Below are 18,014 nucleotides of genomic sequence, written 5' to 3' on the forward strand. Positions count from 1 at the left end.
GCAGGGCAGGGCGTCAAGCCTGGGTTTGCAGCAGGAAGCCGGCTTGCGGCAGATCCTTGCCGTAGGCGCGGGCGGCGGAGCGTTGCCGCGCCGGGCGCGCGGGCGGCCGCGCGGGATGGTCGACGGGGCCGCCGGCTAGGGTGAACGGCGATGCGCCGTGCGGGGGGTTTTGCAGCACGGTGCGGAACAGCATCTCGGCGAATTCGTGCTGCTGTTCCGATGTGAGTTGCCGACCCGCCTGCACGCCGGCCAGCTGCTGCGGCCAGCGGCGCGCGGCGGCGATGGGGGGCAGATTGAAATCGGGGATGTTCATCGGTGGTTCTCGCAGACGTGGCTCTTGTTGTTTTTGAAAGCGAGTGGTTTTTATTGTTCCTGTCTTAATAAAAAATTTACAAATAAACAAAGAGATAGAGTTTTATTGCTGATTTTGTCATTGGCATATCAAGGCGCGGGGCTTGTCGGCGCGCGGATTCCCCGCAACCATGGCGGCGATGGCGAAAAGAGATCAATCAAGATGAAGTCGAAACAAAACGAGGCGGGCGGGCTGGTGTATTCCACCGAGCATGGCCGGATGTGTCCGCAATGCCGGCAGCCGCTGGCGCAGTGCGAGTGCGGCAAGCCGGCGGCGCCGGCGGGCGACGGCATCGCCCGGGTGGCGCGCCAGACCAAGGGCAGGGGCGGCAAGGAAGTGACGGTGGTGAAGGGCTTGCCGCTGGCCGCCGATGCGCTGGCCCGGGTGGGCAAGCAGCTGCGCACGCGCTGCGGCAGCGGCGGCACGGTCAAGGACGGCGTGCTGGAAATCCAGGGCGATCACGTGGATACGGTGATCGCCGAACTGGAAAAGCTGGGCTTCAAGAGCAAGCGGGCGGGCGGCTAGCCGTAGACCGGCTCGCAGCGCCAATCGGCGGGCGCGGTGAATTGATAGGACTGGAACAGCCAGCCGCCGTCCGCTTGCAGGGTGTCTGCCGCCAGCTGTATCAGCGGCGCGGTTTCCCCGCTATGAAACGCAAGCCGGAAGGCGGCGTCGAAACGGGCGGCGTAGCCGGGGTCGACCTGGGCCAGGCGTCTGGCAATGGCCTTGCCCTTGGCCGACCACAGGCCGCGCCCGCGCAGATAGTGATTGGCCAGCAGCGGCAGAAGCTGGGCCAGCGCCGCGCGCAAGGCGAAATCGGAGAATGGCGCGCGGATGTCGTCGACGAGGTCGGTGAGGGCGTAGCGCGACGCGTCGCGGGCGGCGGCGTCCCATGGCGGCGGGCCGCGGCGCAGCGCGGCTTGCGCCATGGCCTTGGCTTGGGCGGCCAGCGCTTCGTCGCCGCAGAGCAGCCGGCCGTCGTTGACCATGGACGCCAGCGAAGGCACGCCGCTGGGCCGGTCTACATGGTCGAAGAAATACTGCAGCGTGTGCAGGTCATGGATGAAGGCCTCGACCGGCCAACCCTGTTCCCGCAGCGACTCGCGCCTGGCGGCGGGCAGCTGGCGATGGATGAGCACCAGGTCGATGTCGGACTTGCCGTGGCCTGGCCGCGCACGATGGAGCCGGTCATCAACGCGCAGCCGGCATCGGGGAAACGGCTGCTGGCCACTTGTCTGGCGACGATGTCGGGAGCAGGGCGCACGCGGACTCTTTCTTGTTATGAAAAAGACATCTTGCATGCGCGCGCGGTCGGCGGCAAGCCGCTTAAAACTTACGTCCCAGCGCCGCCTTGTGCATGATGGTGGAGGCGATCTCCTCGATCGACTTGTGGGTGGTGCTGATGAAGGTGACGCCGTGGTGGCGGAACATCGATTCCGCTTCGTTCACTTCGCGCCGGCAGTTGTCCATGCTGGCGTATTTGGAGTCGGGGCGGCGTTCCGAGCGGATATTGTGCAGCCGCGCCGGGTCGATGGTCAGGCCGAAGATCTTGTCCTTGAACGGCAGCAAGAGCTTGGGCAGGGTCGGGCTGCCCAGGTCCTCCGGCGTCAGCGGATAGTTGGCGGCGCGGATGCCGTACTGCAGCGCCAGGTACAGGCAGGTCGGGGTTTTGCCGGAGCGCGACACGCCGACCAGGATCACGTCGGCTTCGTCCAGGTCCTTCAGCTTGACGCCGTCGTCGTGGTTCAGCGAGAAGTTGACCGCCTCCATGCGGTGGTCGTACTTCTCCTCGTTGACCATGCCGTGCGCCTTGCCGACCGACAGCGACGCTTTCTGGCCGATTTCCGCCTCCAGATGGCCGATGAAGGTTTCGAAGAAATCGATCAGCACCACGTTTTCCAGCCGCAGCGCCTCGCGCACTTCCGGATTGACGATGCTGGTGAACACCAGCGGACGCAGGTGGTCGCGCTCGGCGATGTCGCTGATGCGCTGCGCCAACGTCTTGGCCTTGTCGACGGTATCGACGAAGGGCACGGTTTCGCGCTTGAAGTCCAGGGCGTCGAACTGGGTCAGCAGCGTGTGGCCCAGCGATTCGGCGGTGATGCCGGTGCGGTCGGAGATGAAGAAGGCGGAACGACGATGGGACATGATGCACCTTGGCAAAGTGTATTCGGTTGCGGCAAAGTGTATACCGATGCAAGCCATGGCGATACCTGCCGCTGGCCTCCCGTTTTTGACATGTAATCTTCAAACTACATGACAATATCATTGATTGCGCGGCGGTTTTGAGATCAACCGTTTGATTGTATTGGCTTAAACCGTTCTCTTGTCGCAATTAAGTCTTGTGCGCTGCAAAAGTTGCTACGCAATCGGCGCGTAATTCGGCTAGAATGCGGCCCTATCGTCCCAATCCAACACAGGAAGTGAAGTGATGGCAGAGAACTACGTCATCTGGTTCGAGAAGCTGCGCATGACCGATGTGGAAGAGGTAGGCGGCAAGAACGCCTCCCTCGGTGAAATGATCAGTCAGCTGGCCGGTTCCGGCGTGCGGGTACCAGGTGGCTTCGCCACCACCGCCCAGGCTTATCGCGATTTTCTTCAGCACAACGGCCTGGCGGACAAGATCAGCGCCGCGCTGGCCAAGCTGGATATCGACGACGTCAGCGAGCTGGCCCGCGTCGGCAAGGAAATCCGCCAGTGGATCATCGACACCCCGTTCCCTGCCAAGCTGGATGCCGACATCAAGGAAGCCTGGGTCCAGATGGTCGCCGATGCCGGCGGCGCCGACATCTCGGTAGCCGTGCGCTCCTCCGCCACCGCCGAAGACCTCCCCGATGCCTCGTTCGCAGGCCAGCAAGAAACCTTCCTGAATATCCGCGGCCTTGACAACGTCAAGGATGCGATGAAGCACGTATTCGCCTCCCTGTACAACGACCGCGCCATCTCCTACCGCGTGCACAAGGGCTTCGCCCACGACGTGGTGGCCCTGTCCGCCGGCGTGCAGCGCATGGTGCGCTCCGATACCGGCGCGGCCGGCGTGATGTTCACCATCGACACCGAATCCGGCTTTGAAGACGTGGTGTTCATCACCGCCTCTTACGGCCTGGGTGAAACCGTGGTGCAGGGTGCCGTGAACCCGGACGAGTTCTACGTGCACAAGCCGACGCTGCGCGCCGGCCGCCCGGCGGTGCTGCGCAAGACCATGGGCTCCAAGCTGATCAAGATGGAGTTCACCGACGCTTCGCAAGCCGGTCGCTCGGTCAAGACCGTGGATGTGGCGCCCGAGCTGCGCAAGCAGTTCTCGATCACCGACGCCGAAGTGGCCGAACTGGCCCAGTACGCGCTGATCATCGAAAAACACTACGGCCGCCCGATGGACATCGAGTGGGGCCGCGACGGCCTGGACGGCAAGCTGTACATCCTGCAGGCGCGTCCGGAAACCGTTAAGTCGCAGGAAGACCGCAAGGACACCCTGCGCCGCTACCGCCTGAACGGCAAGTCCGAAATCCTGTGCGAAGGCCGCGCCATCGGCCAGAAGATCGGCCAGGGCACCGTGCGCACCATCCGCGACGCGTCCGAGATGGATCAGGTCAAGCCGGGCGACGTGCTGGTGACCGACATGACCGACCCGGATTGGGAACCAGTGATGAAGCGCGCCGCCGCCATCGTCACCAACCGCGGCGGCCGCACCTGCCACGCCGCCATCATCGCGCGCGAGCTGGGCATTCCGGCGGTAGTGGGCTGCGGCGACGCCACCCGCGTGCTGAAGGCCGGCATGGAAGTGACCGTGTCCTGCGCCGAGGGCGACACCGGCAATATCTACGACGGCCTGCTGGACGTGGAAATCATCGATCTGGAACTGGACAAGATGCCGAAGGCGCCGGTCAAGATCATGATGAACGTCGGCAATCCGGAACTGGCGTTCGATTTCGCCCAGCTGCCGAACGAAGGCGTAGGCCTGGCGCGGATGGAGTTTGTCATCAACCGCCAGATCGGCATCCACCCGAAGGCGCTGCTGGAATTCGACAAGCAGACTCCGGAACTGAAGGCGACCATCGCCGACCGCATCGCCGGCTACGCCAGCCCGGTGGACTTCTACGTCGACAAGATCGCCGAAGGCGTGTCGACGCTGGCCGCGGCTTTCTATCCGAAAAAGGTCATCGTGCGGATGTCGGACTTCAAGTCCAACGAGTACGCCAACCTGATCGGCGGCCAGCTGTACGAGCCGCATGAAGAAAACCCGATGATCGGTTTCCGCGGCGCGGCGCGCTACGTGGCGGAATCGTTCCGCGACTGTTTCGAGCTGGAATGCCGCGCGATCAAGAAGGTGCGCGACGTGATGGGCCTGACCAACGTGGAAGTGATGATCCCGTTCGTCCGCACGCTGGCCGAAGCGGAGAAGGTGGTCGAGATCCTGGCCGACAACGGCCTGAAGCGCGGCGACAACGGCCTGCGCCTGATCATGATGTGCGAGCTGCCGGCCAACGCCGTGCTGGCCGAGCAGTTCCTGCAGCACTTCGATGGCTTCTCGATCGGCTCCAACGACATGACCCAGCTGACGCTGGGCGTGGACCGCGACTCCGGCGGCCCGATCGCCAGCACCTTCGACGAGCGCAACGAGGCGGTGAAGGCGATGCTGCACATGTCGATCCAGGCTTGCCGCAAGATGGGCAAGTACGTGGGCATCTGCGGCCAGGGCCCGTCCGACCATCCGGACTTCGCCAAGTGGCTGGTGGAAGAGGGCATCGAGACGGTGTCGCTGAATCCGGACACCGTGGTGGAAACCTGGCTCTACCTGGCCAAGGAACTGAACAGCTAAGGCTGTCGATAATCCATCAGTAAAGTCAAACAAACCGCCCGGCAACGGGCGGTTTTTGTTTGTCCGGCGCCGGCATCGCGTCAGCGGCCGGGGTCGATATTCCTGCCCAGCTGGTCCTGGATCTGCTTGGCCTTCTCCAACAGCCGCTCGGTGCCTTTCTCCCGCTCCGCATCCTGTTGCTGCCGCGCCTCCTCGGCCTCGCGCTCGGCGGCCATCGCCTGCTGTTCGCCTTCTTGCAGCAGTTTCTCGATGGCGTCGAAGTCAAAGAAGTCGCGGGTATTGGCCAGCCGCTCCGAGTAGTGCACCACGTTGGCGGTGTCGGCCAGGATGATGGACGGCGCGGTGTAGCCGCTGAGCGGGTATTCGGTGATCAGCACGCCGTAGCGCTTGTGGAAATCGCGGCCGCGCAGCGTGGACAGCAGCGCGATATTGGGCAGGCCGTGCTCGTGGCGCGCGCGTTCCAGCGACGACGGCGAGTCGACGGTGATCACGATCAGCTTCAGGTGCGGCCAGCTGTCGAGGAAGCGCCGGGTTTCGCGCAGCAGCAGCAGGCCGGCGTGTTCGTCCTCGTCCACCGACAGCAGGGTGACGATCAGTTTGGGCGTGTGGGAGAAGCTCTCCAGCGCGGCGTCGTGTTTCTGGTCGTCCACCAGCATGAAGCTGGGCAGGTAGTTTCCCTTGCGCGGGAAATCGCCGATGACGGGCAGCATGTCATCGCCATACTGTATCCAAAAGTCTTCCATATGCGCTCCTCCTCGAATTTTCATCGTGGACGAGCAGACGGCGAAATCAAGGATTTCGTCCTAAATGAAACGAAAAACCCGCTTCGCAACGGGTTCGACAGCTAGCTGAAGCGAGGCTCAGCGCGTTTGCAGCGCCGGCTCCGGCATGGCTTCCCGCCGCTCCTTGGGCGGGGCCGGCGGCTCGCCGCCTTCCAGCACCAGGCGCATCTTCTCCACGTCCAGCGCCTTTTCCCACTTGGCGATCACCACGGTGGCGACGCCGTTGCCGATCAGATTGGTGATGGCGCGCGCTTCGGACATGAAGCGGTCGATGCCGATCAGCAGCGCCAGGCCCTCCACCGGCAGCTTGCCGCCCAGCGTGGCCAGCGTGGCGGCCAGCGTGATGAAGCCGCCGCCGGTCACCGCCGCCGCGCCCTTGGAGGTGAGCAGCAGCACGCCGATGATGGCCAGCTCCTCGCCCAGCGTCAGGTTCACATTGGTGGCCTGGGCGATGAAGATGGCCGCCATGGTCAGGTAGATGGAAGTGCCGTCCAGATTGAACGAGTAGCCGGTGGGCACCACCATGCCGACCACCGGTTTCGCGCAGCCCAGGTTTTCCAGCTTTTTCATGATGCCCGGCAGCGCCGATTCCGACGACGAGGTGCCCAGCACCAGCAGGATTTCTTCCTTGATGTAGACCAGGAACTTCCACAGGCTGAAGCCGGAGAAGCGGGCGATGGCGCCCAGCACGATGAAGACGAAGGCGAAGCAGGTGAGATACACGCAGGCCATCAGGAAGCCCAGCTGTTTCAGCGAGCCGATGCCGTACTTGCCGATGGTGAAGGCCATCGCGCCGAAGGCGCCGATCGGGGCCAGCTTCATCAGCATGTTGATCACGCCGAACAGCGCGTGCGAGAACTCGTCCAGGATGTGGACGATGTTCTTGCCGTTGTCGCCCATTTTGGTCAGCGCCAGGCCCAGCAGCACCGAGAAGGTCAGCACCTGCAGGATCTCGCCGCTGGCGAAGGCACCCACCACGCTGTCCGGAATGATGTGCAGCAGGAAGTCCACGGTGTTCATGTCCTTGGCGCCAGCGGTGAACTTGGCGATGTCCTTGGCGTGCAGCGTGTGCGGGTCGATGTTGAGGCCGGCGCCAGGCTGCAGCAGGTTGACCACGATCAGGCCGATCACCAGCGCCAGCGTGGTGACGGCTTCGAAGTACAGCAGCGACTTGACGCCGACGCGGCCGACTTCCTTCATATCGCCCATCTTGGCGATGCCGACCACCACGGTGGAAAAGATGATGGGGGCGATCAGCATCTTGATCAGCTTGATGAAGGCGTCGCCCAGCGGTTTCATCTTGGCGGCGAAATCGGGCATGAAGCTGCCCAGCAGCACGCCGGCGGCGATGGCGATCAACACCTGTACGTAAAGGCGCGAATAGAACGGAGTCTTGGTTTGCATGTTTGTCCCGACTGGCGTTGCGTTGCATGGAATGCGGGCTCTTGTTGGCCCATTTGCATCCGATGCTAACAACTGACTCAAGTCGGGAGCATTGTCGATATCCCTATCGGGGATAACCCTGACGACTTATCCGCAATGGCCAGGCTCAGTGCAGCTGCTTCAGATAGGAGGCGAAGCCGCTGAGCAGCATCTCCACCGAGATGGCTGTCAGCACCAGGCCCATCAGCCGCTCCAGCGCGGTGATCGCCTGTTCGCCCAGCAGTTTTTGCAGCCGGCTGGAGAACAGGAAGGTGACGGTGGTGACCAGCATGCAGATGGTCAGCGCGCCCATCCACTCCAGCATCCGGCCCGGCTCGCGCGTGGACAGCAGCAGCACGGTGGCCATCGCCGACGGGCCGGCGATCAGCGGAATGGCGATAGGCACGATGAAGGGCTCGCCGTGCAGCTTGTCGCCGCCGAACACGCTGCCTTCGCCGGGGAAGATCATCTTGATGGCGATCAGGAACAGGATCACGCCGCCGGCGATGCGCATCGACTCGTCGGTCAGGTGCATCAGTTCGAGGAAGTTGCGGCCGAACAGCATGAAGATGGTCAGCACCAGGAAGGCGATCAGGCATTCGCGGTAGACCACGCGGCGGCGGCGTTCCGGCTTCACCTGCTTGAGCGCGGCGATGAACAGCGGGATATTGCCCAGCGGATCGGTAATCAGGATCAGCAGGATGGTGGCGGACAGGAAGGAAGTTTGCATGTCGTGGCGGCGGCTCGGTTGACGCCGGGGCAAGCGTCCCGGCCGTCATGGTGATTGTGTTAAAAATTATTTCGATGACAATGTATTTTCAGCGGCGGCTTTTGTTAGACTGCCAGTCCGTGAAGATACGATGGCGGATTGTCCGCTTTGTGTTTTATTTTCTTTTAGCGTGCTGACTCGCAGAGATATTTACATGATATTCAAAAATTATAAGCTTTTTTCCGGCGCAAATCGCTGGTTCGCAGCATGTCTGCTGGCAGGCAGCTCCCTGCTGACCGGCTGCGCCAGCGTCTATGTCGACACCGCCACCAAGAATGTGCCGGTGTCGGAGCTGAAAAAACCGGCGTCGCCGCAGCCGGTGCAACTGGTGTTCGAATTCCAGAACCAGGGCATGCCGGTGCCGCGCGCCACCGAATTCCTGCAGGCCGCGGTCAAGACCCAGGTGGCGGAATCGGGCCTGTTCTCCGCGGTGGCAACCCAGCCGACCGCTGGCGCGCCGATTCTGAACATCAGCCTGAACAACATCCCGCTGAACCAGGGCAATGCCGGCGGCTTCGTCACCGGACTGACCTTCGGCGCGGTCGGCACCGCGGTGACCGACGGCTATGTCTGCACCGTCAGCTACCTGCCGGCGGGCAGCAGCAAACCGATAGTCAAGACGGCGCGGCACGCCATCCACACCACGATAGGCAACGCCGAGCCGCCGGCGGGGGCGAAAAAGTCGGCCAATGTCGGCGAGGCGGTGCTGCAGATGACTCATGAAGTCTTGAGCAACGCGCTGCGCGATTTGTCGCAGGACAGCGGATTCGGCAATTAATCAAGCAAAAGGCACATCATGCAAAAAATCATCAAACTGGCTATCGTGGCGCTGCTCGGCGCGTCTTCCCTGCTGCTGACCGGCTGCGCGCAGATGGTGATGTCTCCGGCCAAGCCGTCGATGGAAAACATCGCCAAGATCCGCGAGAGCAATCTGACGCCGGTGGCGGTAGGCGCGTTCAAGCCGGCGGCCAGCCTGAGCGCCGACGCTGACAAGAGCCTCAGCGTGCGCGGCGCGAACAGCCTGACGGCGCCGACCGACGGCTCTTTCTCCCAGTATCTGGGCGCGACGCTGAAGGCCGAATTGCAGGCGGCGGGCCTGCTCGACGACAAGTCGGGCGCGCAAGTGAGCGGCGAGTTGCTGGAAAACGCGCTGGACCCGGCGATGTCGACCGGCACGGCGGCCTTGGCCGCGCGCTTCGTGGTGACGCGCGACGGCGCCGTGCGCTACGACCGCAAGGTGGAGGCGAAGTCGCAGTGGGAGTCGTCCTTCATCGGCGCGGTGGCCATTCCGCTGGCGGCCAGCCAGTACGAGGGCCTGTATCGCAAGCTGGTGAGCCAGTTGCTGGCGGACGAGGACTTCCGCAAGGCCTTGGCGAAGAACTGACGCGCGCCGCTGGCGGCGGGCGGGCATAAAAAGGGCCGGGAGGGCATGACGCCTTCCCGGCCCTTTTCGCGCCATCCGGCCGCAGTGCGAGCGGATGGCGGCTGAGGCGGCCGATTATTCTTCGGCCGCGTCGTCGTCGGCCGCTTCGCCGCCGTCCTTTTGCTTGCGCGCGCTGCCTTCCACCATATTGATGACGAACAGGCGGCAGGCCAGCGAACCGTTGTACAGCGGCGTGCGGCGCTTGGGAGACAGGCGGATCAGCTTGCCCAGGCGCAGGTCGCCGCTGAACAGGCAGGCGGTCCAGCCGGAGAAGTGGGCCTTCAGCCAGTCGCCCAGCAGCGGATACCAGGCGGCCAGCTGATCCAGTTCGTCCAGGCGGATGCCGTAGGGCGGGTTGCTGACGATCAGGCCGGCTTGCGCGCCGGGGCGCACGTCCAGGATGTCGGCGGGCATGGCTTCCACCAGGCCGGCCAGGCCGGCGCGCTGCAGGTTGGCGCGGGCGATGGCGATCATCTTCTTGTCGCGGTCGGAGCCGCGGATGTCCAGCGCGGCGGGCGCTTTCTCAGCCTGGCTCGCGGCTAGGCGCAGCGTTTCCCAGCCGACCTGGTCGAAGCTGGCCAGCGCTTCGAAGCCGAAGCGGCGGTTGCGGCCCGGCGCGCGGTTCAGCGCGATGTCGGCGGCCTCCACCAGGAAGGTGCCGCTGCCGCACATCGGGTCGATCAGCGGCTGGCTGCCGTCGTAGCCGGCCAGCATCAGGATGCCGGCGGCCAGGTTTTCGCGCAGCGGCGCCTCGCCGGCCTCTTCGCGCCAGCCGCGCTTGAACAGAGGCTCGCCGCTGGTGTCCAGGTAGATGGTGGCGGTATCGGCGGTGAGGAACACGTTGACGCGCACGTCCGGCGCGCGGGTGTCGACATTCGGGCGGCCCAGCTGCGCCTGGCGGAAGCGGTCGCAGATCGCGTCCTTCACCGTCAGCGCGATGTAGTCCAGGCTCTTGACGCGGGCGGCGATGCCGTCCGCCTTCAGCTTGATGGTGCGCGACACGTCGAACCAGCGCGGCCAGTCCACGCTCAGCGCCAGCCGGTAGATGTCCTGCTCGGCGTGGTAGGGGCCGTGAGCCAGGCGCAGCAGCACGCGGCTGGCGGTGCGCGAGTGCAGGTTGACCGCCATCATCAGGCGGGCGTCGCCGCCGAAGGCCACGCCGCCGTCGGCCGGGGCGATGTCGTCGGCGCCCAGCGCCTTCAGTTCGTCGGCCAGCAGCGCCTCCAGGCCGCGCGGGCAGGGGGCGAACAGCGCCAGCTTGCTGTCCAGGCGGCCGGTCAGGGTGATTTCCGGCTTGCTGCCGCTGGCCTGCCATTGCGGCTTGTCATGGCGGCGCTGCTCGAACTGCTGGCGGCGCTCCGGGCTGTCGACGCGATGGCTGTCGCCGAACGGTTGCAGGCCTTGCGACGGATGCTGGCGCGGGCGCTCGTCGTGATGGTTTTCGCGGCGGAAGCGGTTGTCGCGCTCCACGGCGTCGCGGTCGGCGGACGGCTTGCCGAACAGCGGCTTGCGCGCAGGCTGGTCTTCGCGCGGGGCTCGCTGCTCGCGGTTTTGCCATTGCGGCTTGTCGTCGCGGCGGAAGCGGTTATCGCGTTCGCCGTCGCGGTTATCGAATTGGCGCGGCGCGCGCTCTTCGCGCGGCTGCCACGGCTTGTCCTCGCGCGGCGGGCGGTTGTCTCCGCCTTTGCCGAACAGCTTGCGCGGGCCGTTGTCGTCGCGCGGCGCGCGCTCCTCGCGGTTCTGCCATTGCGGTTTGTCGTCGCGGCGGAAGCGGTTGTCGCGCTCGCCATCGCGGTCGTGGGACTGACGTGGGGCACGCTCCTCGCGGTTCTGCCATTGCGGCTTGTCGTCGCGGCGGAAGCGGTTGTCGCGCTCGCCGTCGCGGTTATCGAACTGGCGCGGCGCGCGTTCTTCGCGCGGCTGCCACGGCTTGTCGTCGCGCGGCGGGCGGTTGTCGCCGCCCTTGCCGAACAGCTTGCGCGGGCCGTTGTCGTCGCGCGGCGCGCTGTCTTCGCGGTTTTGCCATTGCGGCTTGTCGTCGCGGCGCGGTTCTCCTTCGGCGCGCGGCTTGAACTGGCGCGGCGGGGCGTCTTCGGTGTGCAGCGGCTTGCGGCCGGACGGGCCGCGGTCGCGGCTGTAGCGCTTGTCCTGCGGCTGGTCTTCGCGGCGGAAGGCCGGCGCGCGGGCGTCGTCGGCGGGCATAGGCTTGCGGCCGGAGGGGCCGCGGTCGCGGTCGTAACGCTTGTCCTGGAAGCCGCCTTCCTGCGGCGCGCGCGCGGCCGGGCCGCGCTTGTCGAAGCTGCGCTCGCCCTGGCGCGGCGTTTGTTTCCAGTCCGGCTTGCCCGGGCCTGGGCGCTGGCCGGAGTAGGGCGCGCGCGGCTGGCCGGCGTCCTGGCGCTTGTCGGCGCGCGGCGGTTTGCCGCTTGCCGCCGGCGGGCTTTGGTTTCCGCCAGCCGGCGAGTTGGCCGAGCGTTCACGGCTGGTTAGATCGCGGCGCTGGTTATTGCGCTGGCGGGAACGGAAACTGGACATTGAAACGACCTCGACATGATCAAACTTGTAAGTAATCCTTTAATTTTAACGTATTTGGCCGCCGCCTGCTTGGTGATGCTCAGGCTTTCCGCTAACATGACCGGTTCGATTCGATACTGGATTGCAATGTTGCACAGCAGTTTTGCCACCCGCCTGGTGGACTGGCAGCGGCGGCATGGCCGCCACGATTTGCCCTGGCAGGTCAGCGACCCTTACCGCGTCTGGCTGTCCGAGATCATGCTGCAGCAGACGCAGGTGAAGAGCGTGCTGGATTATTATCCGCGCTTTCTCGCCCGTTTTCCCGATGTGGCGAGCCTGGCCGCGGCGCCGGTAGACGACGTGCTGGCGCAATGGAGCGGGCTGGGCTACTACAGCAGGGCGCGCAATCTGCACAAGGCCGCGCAGATGGTGATGGCCGAGTTCGGCGGCAGCTTCCCGCCCGAGCGCGAGCGGCTGGAGCAGCTGCCCGGCGTCGGACGCTCCACCGCCGCGGCGATTTCCGCCTTCGCCTTCGGCCGCCGGGAAACCATTCTGGACGGCAATGTCAAACGGGTGCTGGCGCGCTGCTTCGGGATCGATGGCTTTCCCGGCGACAAGGCGATCGAAAAACGGATGTGGGCGCTGGCGGAGGACATCCTGCCGGCCGACGCGGCGGCCATCCAGCCGTATGTGCAGGGCCTGATGGACCTGGGCGCCACCGTTTGCTGCCGCGGCAAGCCGGCCTGCGCCGCCTGTCCGATGGTTGATGGCTGCGTGGCGGCGCGGGAAGGGCGCACCGGCGAGCTGCCGACGCCCAGGCCGAAAAAAACGGTGCCGACCCGGCAGACGGTGATGCTGCTGGCGCGCCACGGCAACCGGGTGTGGCTTGAGCGGCGGCCGCCCACCGGCATCTGGGGCGGCCTGCTGTCGCTGCCGGAATTCGGCGCGACGCTCGAAATAGAAGACTGGCTGAACGCGCGCGGCGATGGCGACATGCTGCCCGCCTGGCCGGAGCTGGAACATGTATTCACCCATTTTCGCCTGATCATCACGCCGCAGCCGGTGCGCATCGACCAGCTGCGGGCGCATGGCGCCGCCGAGGCCGACGGCCAGTGGCTGGCGTTGGATCAGGCTGTCGATGCCGGCGTGCCGGCGCCGGTTCGCCGCTTGCTGTTGAGGCTGGCGCAAGTTTGAAGAGGGCGGGGCGCATCCCGCCCATGTGGCAAATCCGATGGCCGGGCCCGCCCGGCCGTGGCTAAGACGGCAGGTCCGTCCAGATAGACAGATATGGTTTCCGTAGTCCGCACCGTTGCCGATACCCTGGCCGACGCCGCCGATCCGGCGCGCTGGCTGGAACATATGTCCGCCGCCTTTCCCGCCGAGGATGGCGCGTTGCTGGCGCGCGCCTTCGACGCCGCGCGCGAGCTGTACGCCGGCAAGACCGTCGCCGCCACCGGCGAAGACCTGTTCACCCACGCGGTGGCCGCCGCCGCGGTCGTCGCCGACCTCAACCTGCTGCCCGACGCCATCGTCGCCACGCTGATGTTCGCCGCGCCCGACTTCAAGCCGGAGTGGCAGGCGTGGCTGACCGAAACCTTCAACCCCACGGTGGCGATGCTGGTGGACGGCGTCGGCGGCGTGCGCCGCATCACCGAGCTGGCGCGCATCGACAAGATGGCCACGCCGGAAGACGGCGCGCGCCAGGCCGAAACCATGCGCAAGATGCTGCTGGCGATGGTGGCCGACATCCGCGTGGTGCTGATCAAGCTGGCCTGGCGCACCCAGACCATGCACTACCTGGCGCAGGTGCCGGACGAGGCGCTGCGCCGCCGCATCGCCGGCGAGACGCTGGAGCTGTTCGCGCCTTTGGCCAACCGGCTGGGCGTGTGGCAGATCAAGTGGGAGCTGGAGGATCTGGGCCTCAGGCACACCGAGCCGGACACCTACAAGAAGATCGCCAAACTGCTGGACGAGCGGCGGCTGGAGCGCATCGACTACATCGAGAGGGTGCTGGACATCCTGCGCGAGGAACTGCGCAAGGCCGGCGTCAAGGCCGAAGTGGCCGGCCGGCCCAAGCACATCTATTCCATCTGGAAGAAGATGAAGAAGAAAAAGCTCGATTTCACCGAGCTTTACGACATCCGCGCGGTGCGCATTCTGGTGGACAAGCTGCCGGACTGCTACACCGCGCTGGGCATCATCCACGGCATGTGGCAGCCGATACGCGGCGAGTTCGACGACTACATCTCCCACCCCAAGGCCAACAACTACCGCAGCCTGCACACCGCGGTGATCGGCCCGGAGGAAAAGGCGCTGGAAGTGCAGATCCGCACTTTCGACATGCACGAGCACGCCGAATTCGGCGTGGCCGCGCACTGGCGCTACAAGGAGGGCGGCAAGGGCGACGCCGCCTACGAGGAAAAGATTTCCTGGCTGCGCCAGCTCTTGGATTGGCGCGAGGAGATGTCCGACCGCGAAGGCCTGGCCGAGGCGTTCAAGACCGAGCTGTTCGCCGACACCATCTACGTGCTGACGCCGCAAGGCCGGGTGCTGGCGCTGCCGCAGGGCGCCACGCCGATCGATTTCGCCTACGCGATCCACTCCGGCCTTGGCAACCGCTGCCGCGGCGCCAAGGTGGAGGGCCAGATCGTGCCCTTGTCGACGCCGCTGCAAAACGGCCAGCGGGTGGAGATTCTCACTGCCAAGGAAGGCGGCCCGTCGGTCAACTGGCTGCACGACGGCTGGGTGAAGAGCCATCGCGCCATCTCCCGCATCCGCCAGTACATCCGGCTACAAAACGCCGACACCGTGCGCGAAACCGGCAAGGCGCTGTTCGAGCGCGAACTGGCGCGCCGGCCGCACATCCAGCCCAATCTGCAGCAATTGGCGGAGAAGCTCGGCTACGACAAGCTGGAGGAAGTGCACGGCGCGCTGGGCCACGGCGAATTGACCACCCGCGCGGTGGCCAACGCCATCGGCAGCTTCGCGCCGCCGCCGACGGTGGAAGTGCTGCCGGAGAGCCTGGTCAAGGCCAGCAAGGGCGGGCCGGAAACCGGCGGCGTGCTGATCGAGGGCGTCGACAACCTGATGACGGTGCTGGCCAAGTGCTGCAAGCCGGCGCCGCCCGACCAGGTGATGGGCTTCGTCACCAAGGGCCGCGGCATCTCCATCCACCGCAGCAGCTGCATCACCTTGAAGAAGCTGTCGCAGGAGGTGCCGGAGCGGCTGATCGCCGCGGAATGGGGCAAGCTGAAGAACAGCGTGTTCCCGATCGACATCGAGGTGATCTCGCAGGACCGGCCGGGCCTGCTGCGCGACCTGTCCGACACCTTGTCGCGCGAAAAGCTCAACCTGATAGGCGTCAACACGCTGTCGCGCGATTTGCGCAGCAAGCTGCGCCTGACGGTGGAGGTGCGCAATGTGCAGGACATCAGCCGGGTGTTGTCGCGCTTGATGGAATTGTCCGGCGTGCAGGAAGCGCGCCGGGTGTGACGCTTGATGCGGCCAAGCCGGCTGAAATGTCCGTCTGTCGGGCGTTTCGGCCGGTTTGGCTTTCCAGGGGCCGCCGCGGCGATGCCGGGCGGTTTGCGTTTAAGCAAGCCGCAGTTGTTTGCGATTTGCTTTCACGTGAAGAAATTTTCATAATCCATGTCATTGCCTTTGGCAAACCGCCGTCATGCCGGCCGCGGTTTTTATCCATTGGCCGCATTTCGAGAGAGATAGACCATGTCTGCACTGATTGAAGCCGCGCGCCGCGCGCTGTCGCTGATGGACCTGACCACCCTTAACGACGACGATACCGACGCCAAGGTGATCGCGCTGTGCAAGAAGGCCAAGAGCCAGGACGGCACCGTGGCCGCCGTCTGCGTCTACCCGCGCTTCGTGCCCATCACCAAGAAGACGCTGCGCGAAGCCGGCTGCCCGGAAGTGCTGGTGGCCACCGTCACCAACTTCCCGCACGGCAATGACGACATCGCCATCGCGGTGGCCGAAACCCGCGCCGCCATCGCCTACGGCGCCGACGAAGTGGACGTGGTGTTCCCGTACCGCGCGCTGATGGCCGGCGACCGCGACATCGGCTTCGAGCTGGTGAAGGCCTGCAAGGAAGCCTGCGGCGGCAAGCTGTTGAAAGTGATCATCGAAAGCGGCGAGCTGAAAGACGCGGCGCTGATCCGCGCGGCCAGCGAAATCTCCATCCGCGCCGGCGCCGACTTCATCAAGACCTCCACTGGCAAGGTGCCGGTCAACGCCACGCTGGAAGCCGCGGACGTGATGCTGAACGTGATCCGCGAGCAGGGCGGCAAGTGCGGCTTCAAGGCCGCCGGCGGCGTGAAGAGCGCGGCCGAGGCCAAGCAATACCTGGAACTGGCCGGCGGCCTGCTGGGCGACGCCTGGGTCAATGCCGACCATTTCCGCTTCGGCGCGTCCAGCCTCTTGGCCAATCTGCAGGCCGAGATCGCCGGCGGCGTGGCCAAGCCGACTGCCGGCTACTGATCCACCCACGAATTCGCGGGACTACCGCACTCTGGCCGGGCGATTTCCCGGCCGCACCGCCCATTGCCGTTTTCGCTTTGCCGCGCAATGGGTTTCAGGCAGGGAGAATGCCATGTTTTTGCCGCAGGAAATCATCCGCAAGAAACGCGACGGCCTGATGCTGTCGCAGCAGGACATCCAACAATTCGTCGCCGGCATCACCGATGACAGCGTGGCCGACAGCCAGATCGCCGCGCTGGCGATGGCGATCTACTTCAACGGCATGGAGCTGGAAGAAAACGTGCATCTGGCGCTGGCGATGCGCGATTCCGGCCGCCGCATGCACTGGAAAGACCTGAACCTGCCGGGCCCCATCGTCGACAAGCACTCCACCGGCGGCGTCGGCGACGTGGTGTCGCTGATGCTCGGGCCGATGGTGGCCGCCTGCGGCGGCTTCGTGCCGATGATTTCCGGCCGCGGCCTGGGCCATACCGGCGGCACGCTGGACAAGCTGTCGGCGGTGCCCGGTTATAACCCGTTCCCGGATCCGGAGCTGTTCCGCAAGGTGGTGAAGGGAGTCGGCGTGGCCATCATCGGCCAGACTTCCGACTTGGCGCCGGCCGATCGCCGCTTCTACGCCACCCGCGACGTCACCGCCACTGTGGAGTCGATCGCGCTGATCACCGCCTCCATCCTGTCGAAGAAGCTGGCGGCGGGCCTGGATGTGCTGGTGATGGACGTGAAGGCCGGCAGCGGCGCTTTCATGCCGACGATGGAGAAATCGATCGAGCTGGCCAGCCGCATCGTCAAGGTGGGCAACGGCGCCGGCGTGGCCACCACCGCGCTGATCACCGAAATGAGCCAGCCCCTGGCCTCCACCGCCGGCAACAGCATCGAAACCCGCGAAGCGGTGCGCTACCTGAAGGGCGACGAGCGCAATCCGCGCCTGCACGAAGTGACGATGGCGCTGTGCGCGCAGATGCTGATCGGCGGCAAGCTGGCCAGCGACGAGGCCGACGCCCGCGCTAAGCTGCAGGCGGGCCTGGATTCCGGCCGCGCCGCCGAGATCTTCGGCCGCATGGTCACCGCGCTGGGCGGCCCGGCCGATTTCCTGGAAAACTACGACCGCCATCTGGCGCCGGCGCCCATCGTGCGCCCGGTGTACGCCGACAAGGCCGGCTACGTCGGCGCGATGGACACCCGCGGCATCGGCATGGCGGTGTGCGCGCTGGGCGGCGGCCGCCGCCTGGCCAGCGATGTGCTGGACTTCCGCGTGGGACTGTCGCAGTTCGCCGAACTGGGCCAGAATATCGGCAAAGACACCCCGCTGATGATGATCCACGCCGCCGACGAGGCGAGCTTCGAAGACGCGGCGCGCCGAGTCAAGGCCGCCATCCGCATCGATGAAATCGCGCCGGCCGCGCTGCCGCAGGTTTACCAGATCATCCGTGGCGAATAAGGCC

The 18,014-nt window shown here is 65.4% G+C and carries 15 protein-coding genes; 8 read left to right on the forward strand and 7 right to left on the reverse strand.

The window, feature by feature from the left end; translation table 11 throughout:
* Positions 1–13: 13 nt before the first annotated feature.
* Complete coding sequence (locus MY55_RS10070; RefSeq protein WP_047248817.1) at positions 14–313, reverse strand: hypothetical protein; 300 nt, start codon at positions 311–313, stop codon at positions 14–16.
* A 201-nt stretch (positions 314–514) separates the two neighbouring features.
* Here MY55_RS10070 and MY55_RS10075 point away from each other — a divergent pair, with 201 nt between their 5' ends.
* Positions 515–877, forward strand: a complete 363-nt coding sequence (locus MY55_RS10075) for a translation initiation factor Sui1 (protein ID WP_043576618.1) — start codon at positions 515–517, stop codon at positions 875–877.
* On the opposite strand, the gene MY55_RS10080 is transcribed toward MY55_RS10075, so the two are convergent.
* The gene (locus MY55_RS10080; RefSeq protein ID WP_081284667.1) at positions 874–1,491 is read right to left on the reverse strand and encodes a hypothetical protein; all 618 of its coding nucleotides are present in this window, start codon (positions 1,489–1,491) and stop codon (positions 874–876) included. The two genes, MY55_RS10075 and MY55_RS10080, sit on opposite strands and share 4 nt — an antisense overlap.
* Before the next feature lie 187 nt (positions 1,492–1,678).
* Positions 1,679–2,500, reverse strand: coding sequence for a posphoenolpyruvate synthetase regulatory kinase/phosphorylase PpsR (gene ppsR / locus MY55_RS10085; RefSeq protein ID WP_043576615.1), 822 nt, complete (start codon positions 2,498–2,500; stop codon positions 1,679–1,681).
* A 283-nt stretch (positions 2,501–2,783) separates the two neighbouring features.
* Here ppsR and ppsA point away from each other — a divergent pair, with 283 nt between their 5' ends.
* Positions 2,784–5,171, forward strand: a complete 2,388-nt coding sequence (ppsA, locus tag MY55_RS10090; protein WP_065202320.1) for a phosphoenolpyruvate synthase — start codon at positions 2,784–2,786, stop codon at positions 5,169–5,171.
* An 80-nt stretch (positions 5,172–5,251) separates the two neighbouring features.
* Here ppsA and MY55_RS10095 read toward each other — a convergent pair whose 3' ends face one another.
* The 3 genes from MY55_RS10095 to MY55_RS10105 all read right to left on the reverse strand — a co-directional run bounded on the left by MY55_RS10095 (position 5,252) and on the right by MY55_RS10105 (position 8,105).
* Complete coding sequence (locus tag MY55_RS10095) at positions 5,252–5,881, reverse strand: redoxin family protein (RefSeq protein WP_244270674.1); 630 nt, start codon at positions 5,879–5,881, stop codon at positions 5,252–5,254.
* 150 nt (positions 5,882–6,031) lie between these two features.
* Positions 6,032–7,357, reverse strand: a complete 1,326-nt coding sequence (locus tag MY55_RS10100; RefSeq protein WP_047248814.1) for a dicarboxylate/amino acid:cation symporter — start codon at positions 7,355–7,357, stop codon at positions 6,032–6,034.
* A gap of 145 nt (positions 7,358–7,502) precedes the next feature.
* Positions 7,503–8,105 carry a MarC family protein gene (locus MY55_RS10105; RefSeq protein WP_043576605.1) on the reverse strand — a complete coding sequence of 201 codons (603 nt, stop codon included), beginning with the start codon at positions 8,103–8,105 and terminating at the stop codon, positions 7,503–7,505.
* A gap of 193 nt (positions 8,106–8,298) precedes the next feature.
* On the opposite strand from MY55_RS10105, the gene MY55_RS10110 reads away from it, so the two are divergent.
* Positions 8,299–8,922, forward strand: a complete 624-nt coding sequence (locus MY55_RS10110; RefSeq protein WP_047238720.1) for a hypothetical protein — start codon at positions 8,299–8,301, stop codon at positions 8,920–8,922.
* 18 nt (positions 8,923–8,940) lie between these two features.
* Positions 8,941–9,528: a hypothetical protein gene (locus MY55_RS10115; RefSeq protein ID WP_197465961.1), complete on the forward strand. Its 588-nt coding sequence runs from the start codon at positions 8,941–8,943 to the stop codon at positions 9,526–9,528.
* A gap of 114 nt (positions 9,529–9,642) precedes the next feature.
* Here the strand turns inward: MY55_RS10115 and MY55_RS24540 are convergent, their stop codons facing one another.
* Entirely contained in the window at positions 9,643–12,099 is a 2,457-nt protein-coding gene (locus MY55_RS24540; RefSeq protein ID WP_065202322.1) for a THUMP domain-containing protein, read from the reverse strand.
* 129 nt (positions 12,100–12,228) lie between these two features.
* Here MY55_RS24540 and mutY point away from each other — a divergent pair, with 129 nt between their 5' ends.
* The 4 genes from mutY (at position 12,229) to deoA (ending at position 18,010) form a co-directional block, all read left to right on the forward strand.
* Complete coding sequence (mutY, locus tag MY55_RS10125; protein ID WP_081284670.1) at positions 12,229–13,272, forward strand: A/G-specific adenine glycosylase; 1,044 nt, start codon at positions 12,229–12,231, stop codon at positions 13,270–13,272.
* 93 nt (positions 13,273–13,365) lie between these two features.
* Entirely contained in the window at positions 13,366–15,570 is a 2,205-nt protein-coding gene (locus MY55_RS10130) for a RelA/SpoT family protein (protein WP_047237087.1), read from the forward strand.
* A gap of 234 nt (positions 15,571–15,804) precedes the next feature.
* Positions 15,805–16,572: a deoxyribose-phosphate aldolase gene (deoC, locus tag MY55_RS10135; protein WP_065202323.1), complete on the forward strand. Its 768-nt coding sequence runs from the start codon at positions 15,805–15,807 to the stop codon at positions 16,570–16,572.
* A gap of 112 nt (positions 16,573–16,684) precedes the next feature.
* On the forward strand, positions 16,685–18,010 hold the full coding sequence (deoA, locus tag MY55_RS10140; RefSeq protein ID WP_047237086.1) for a thymidine phosphorylase: 1,326 nt from the start codon (positions 16,685–16,687) through the stop codon (positions 18,008–18,010).
* Positions 18,011–18,014: the final 4 nt, after the last annotated feature.

Source organism: Chromobacterium subtsugae (assembly GCF_001676875.1).
Taxonomy (GTDB): domain Bacteria; phylum Pseudomonadota; class Gammaproteobacteria; order Burkholderiales; family Chromobacteriaceae; genus Chromobacterium; species Chromobacterium subtsugae.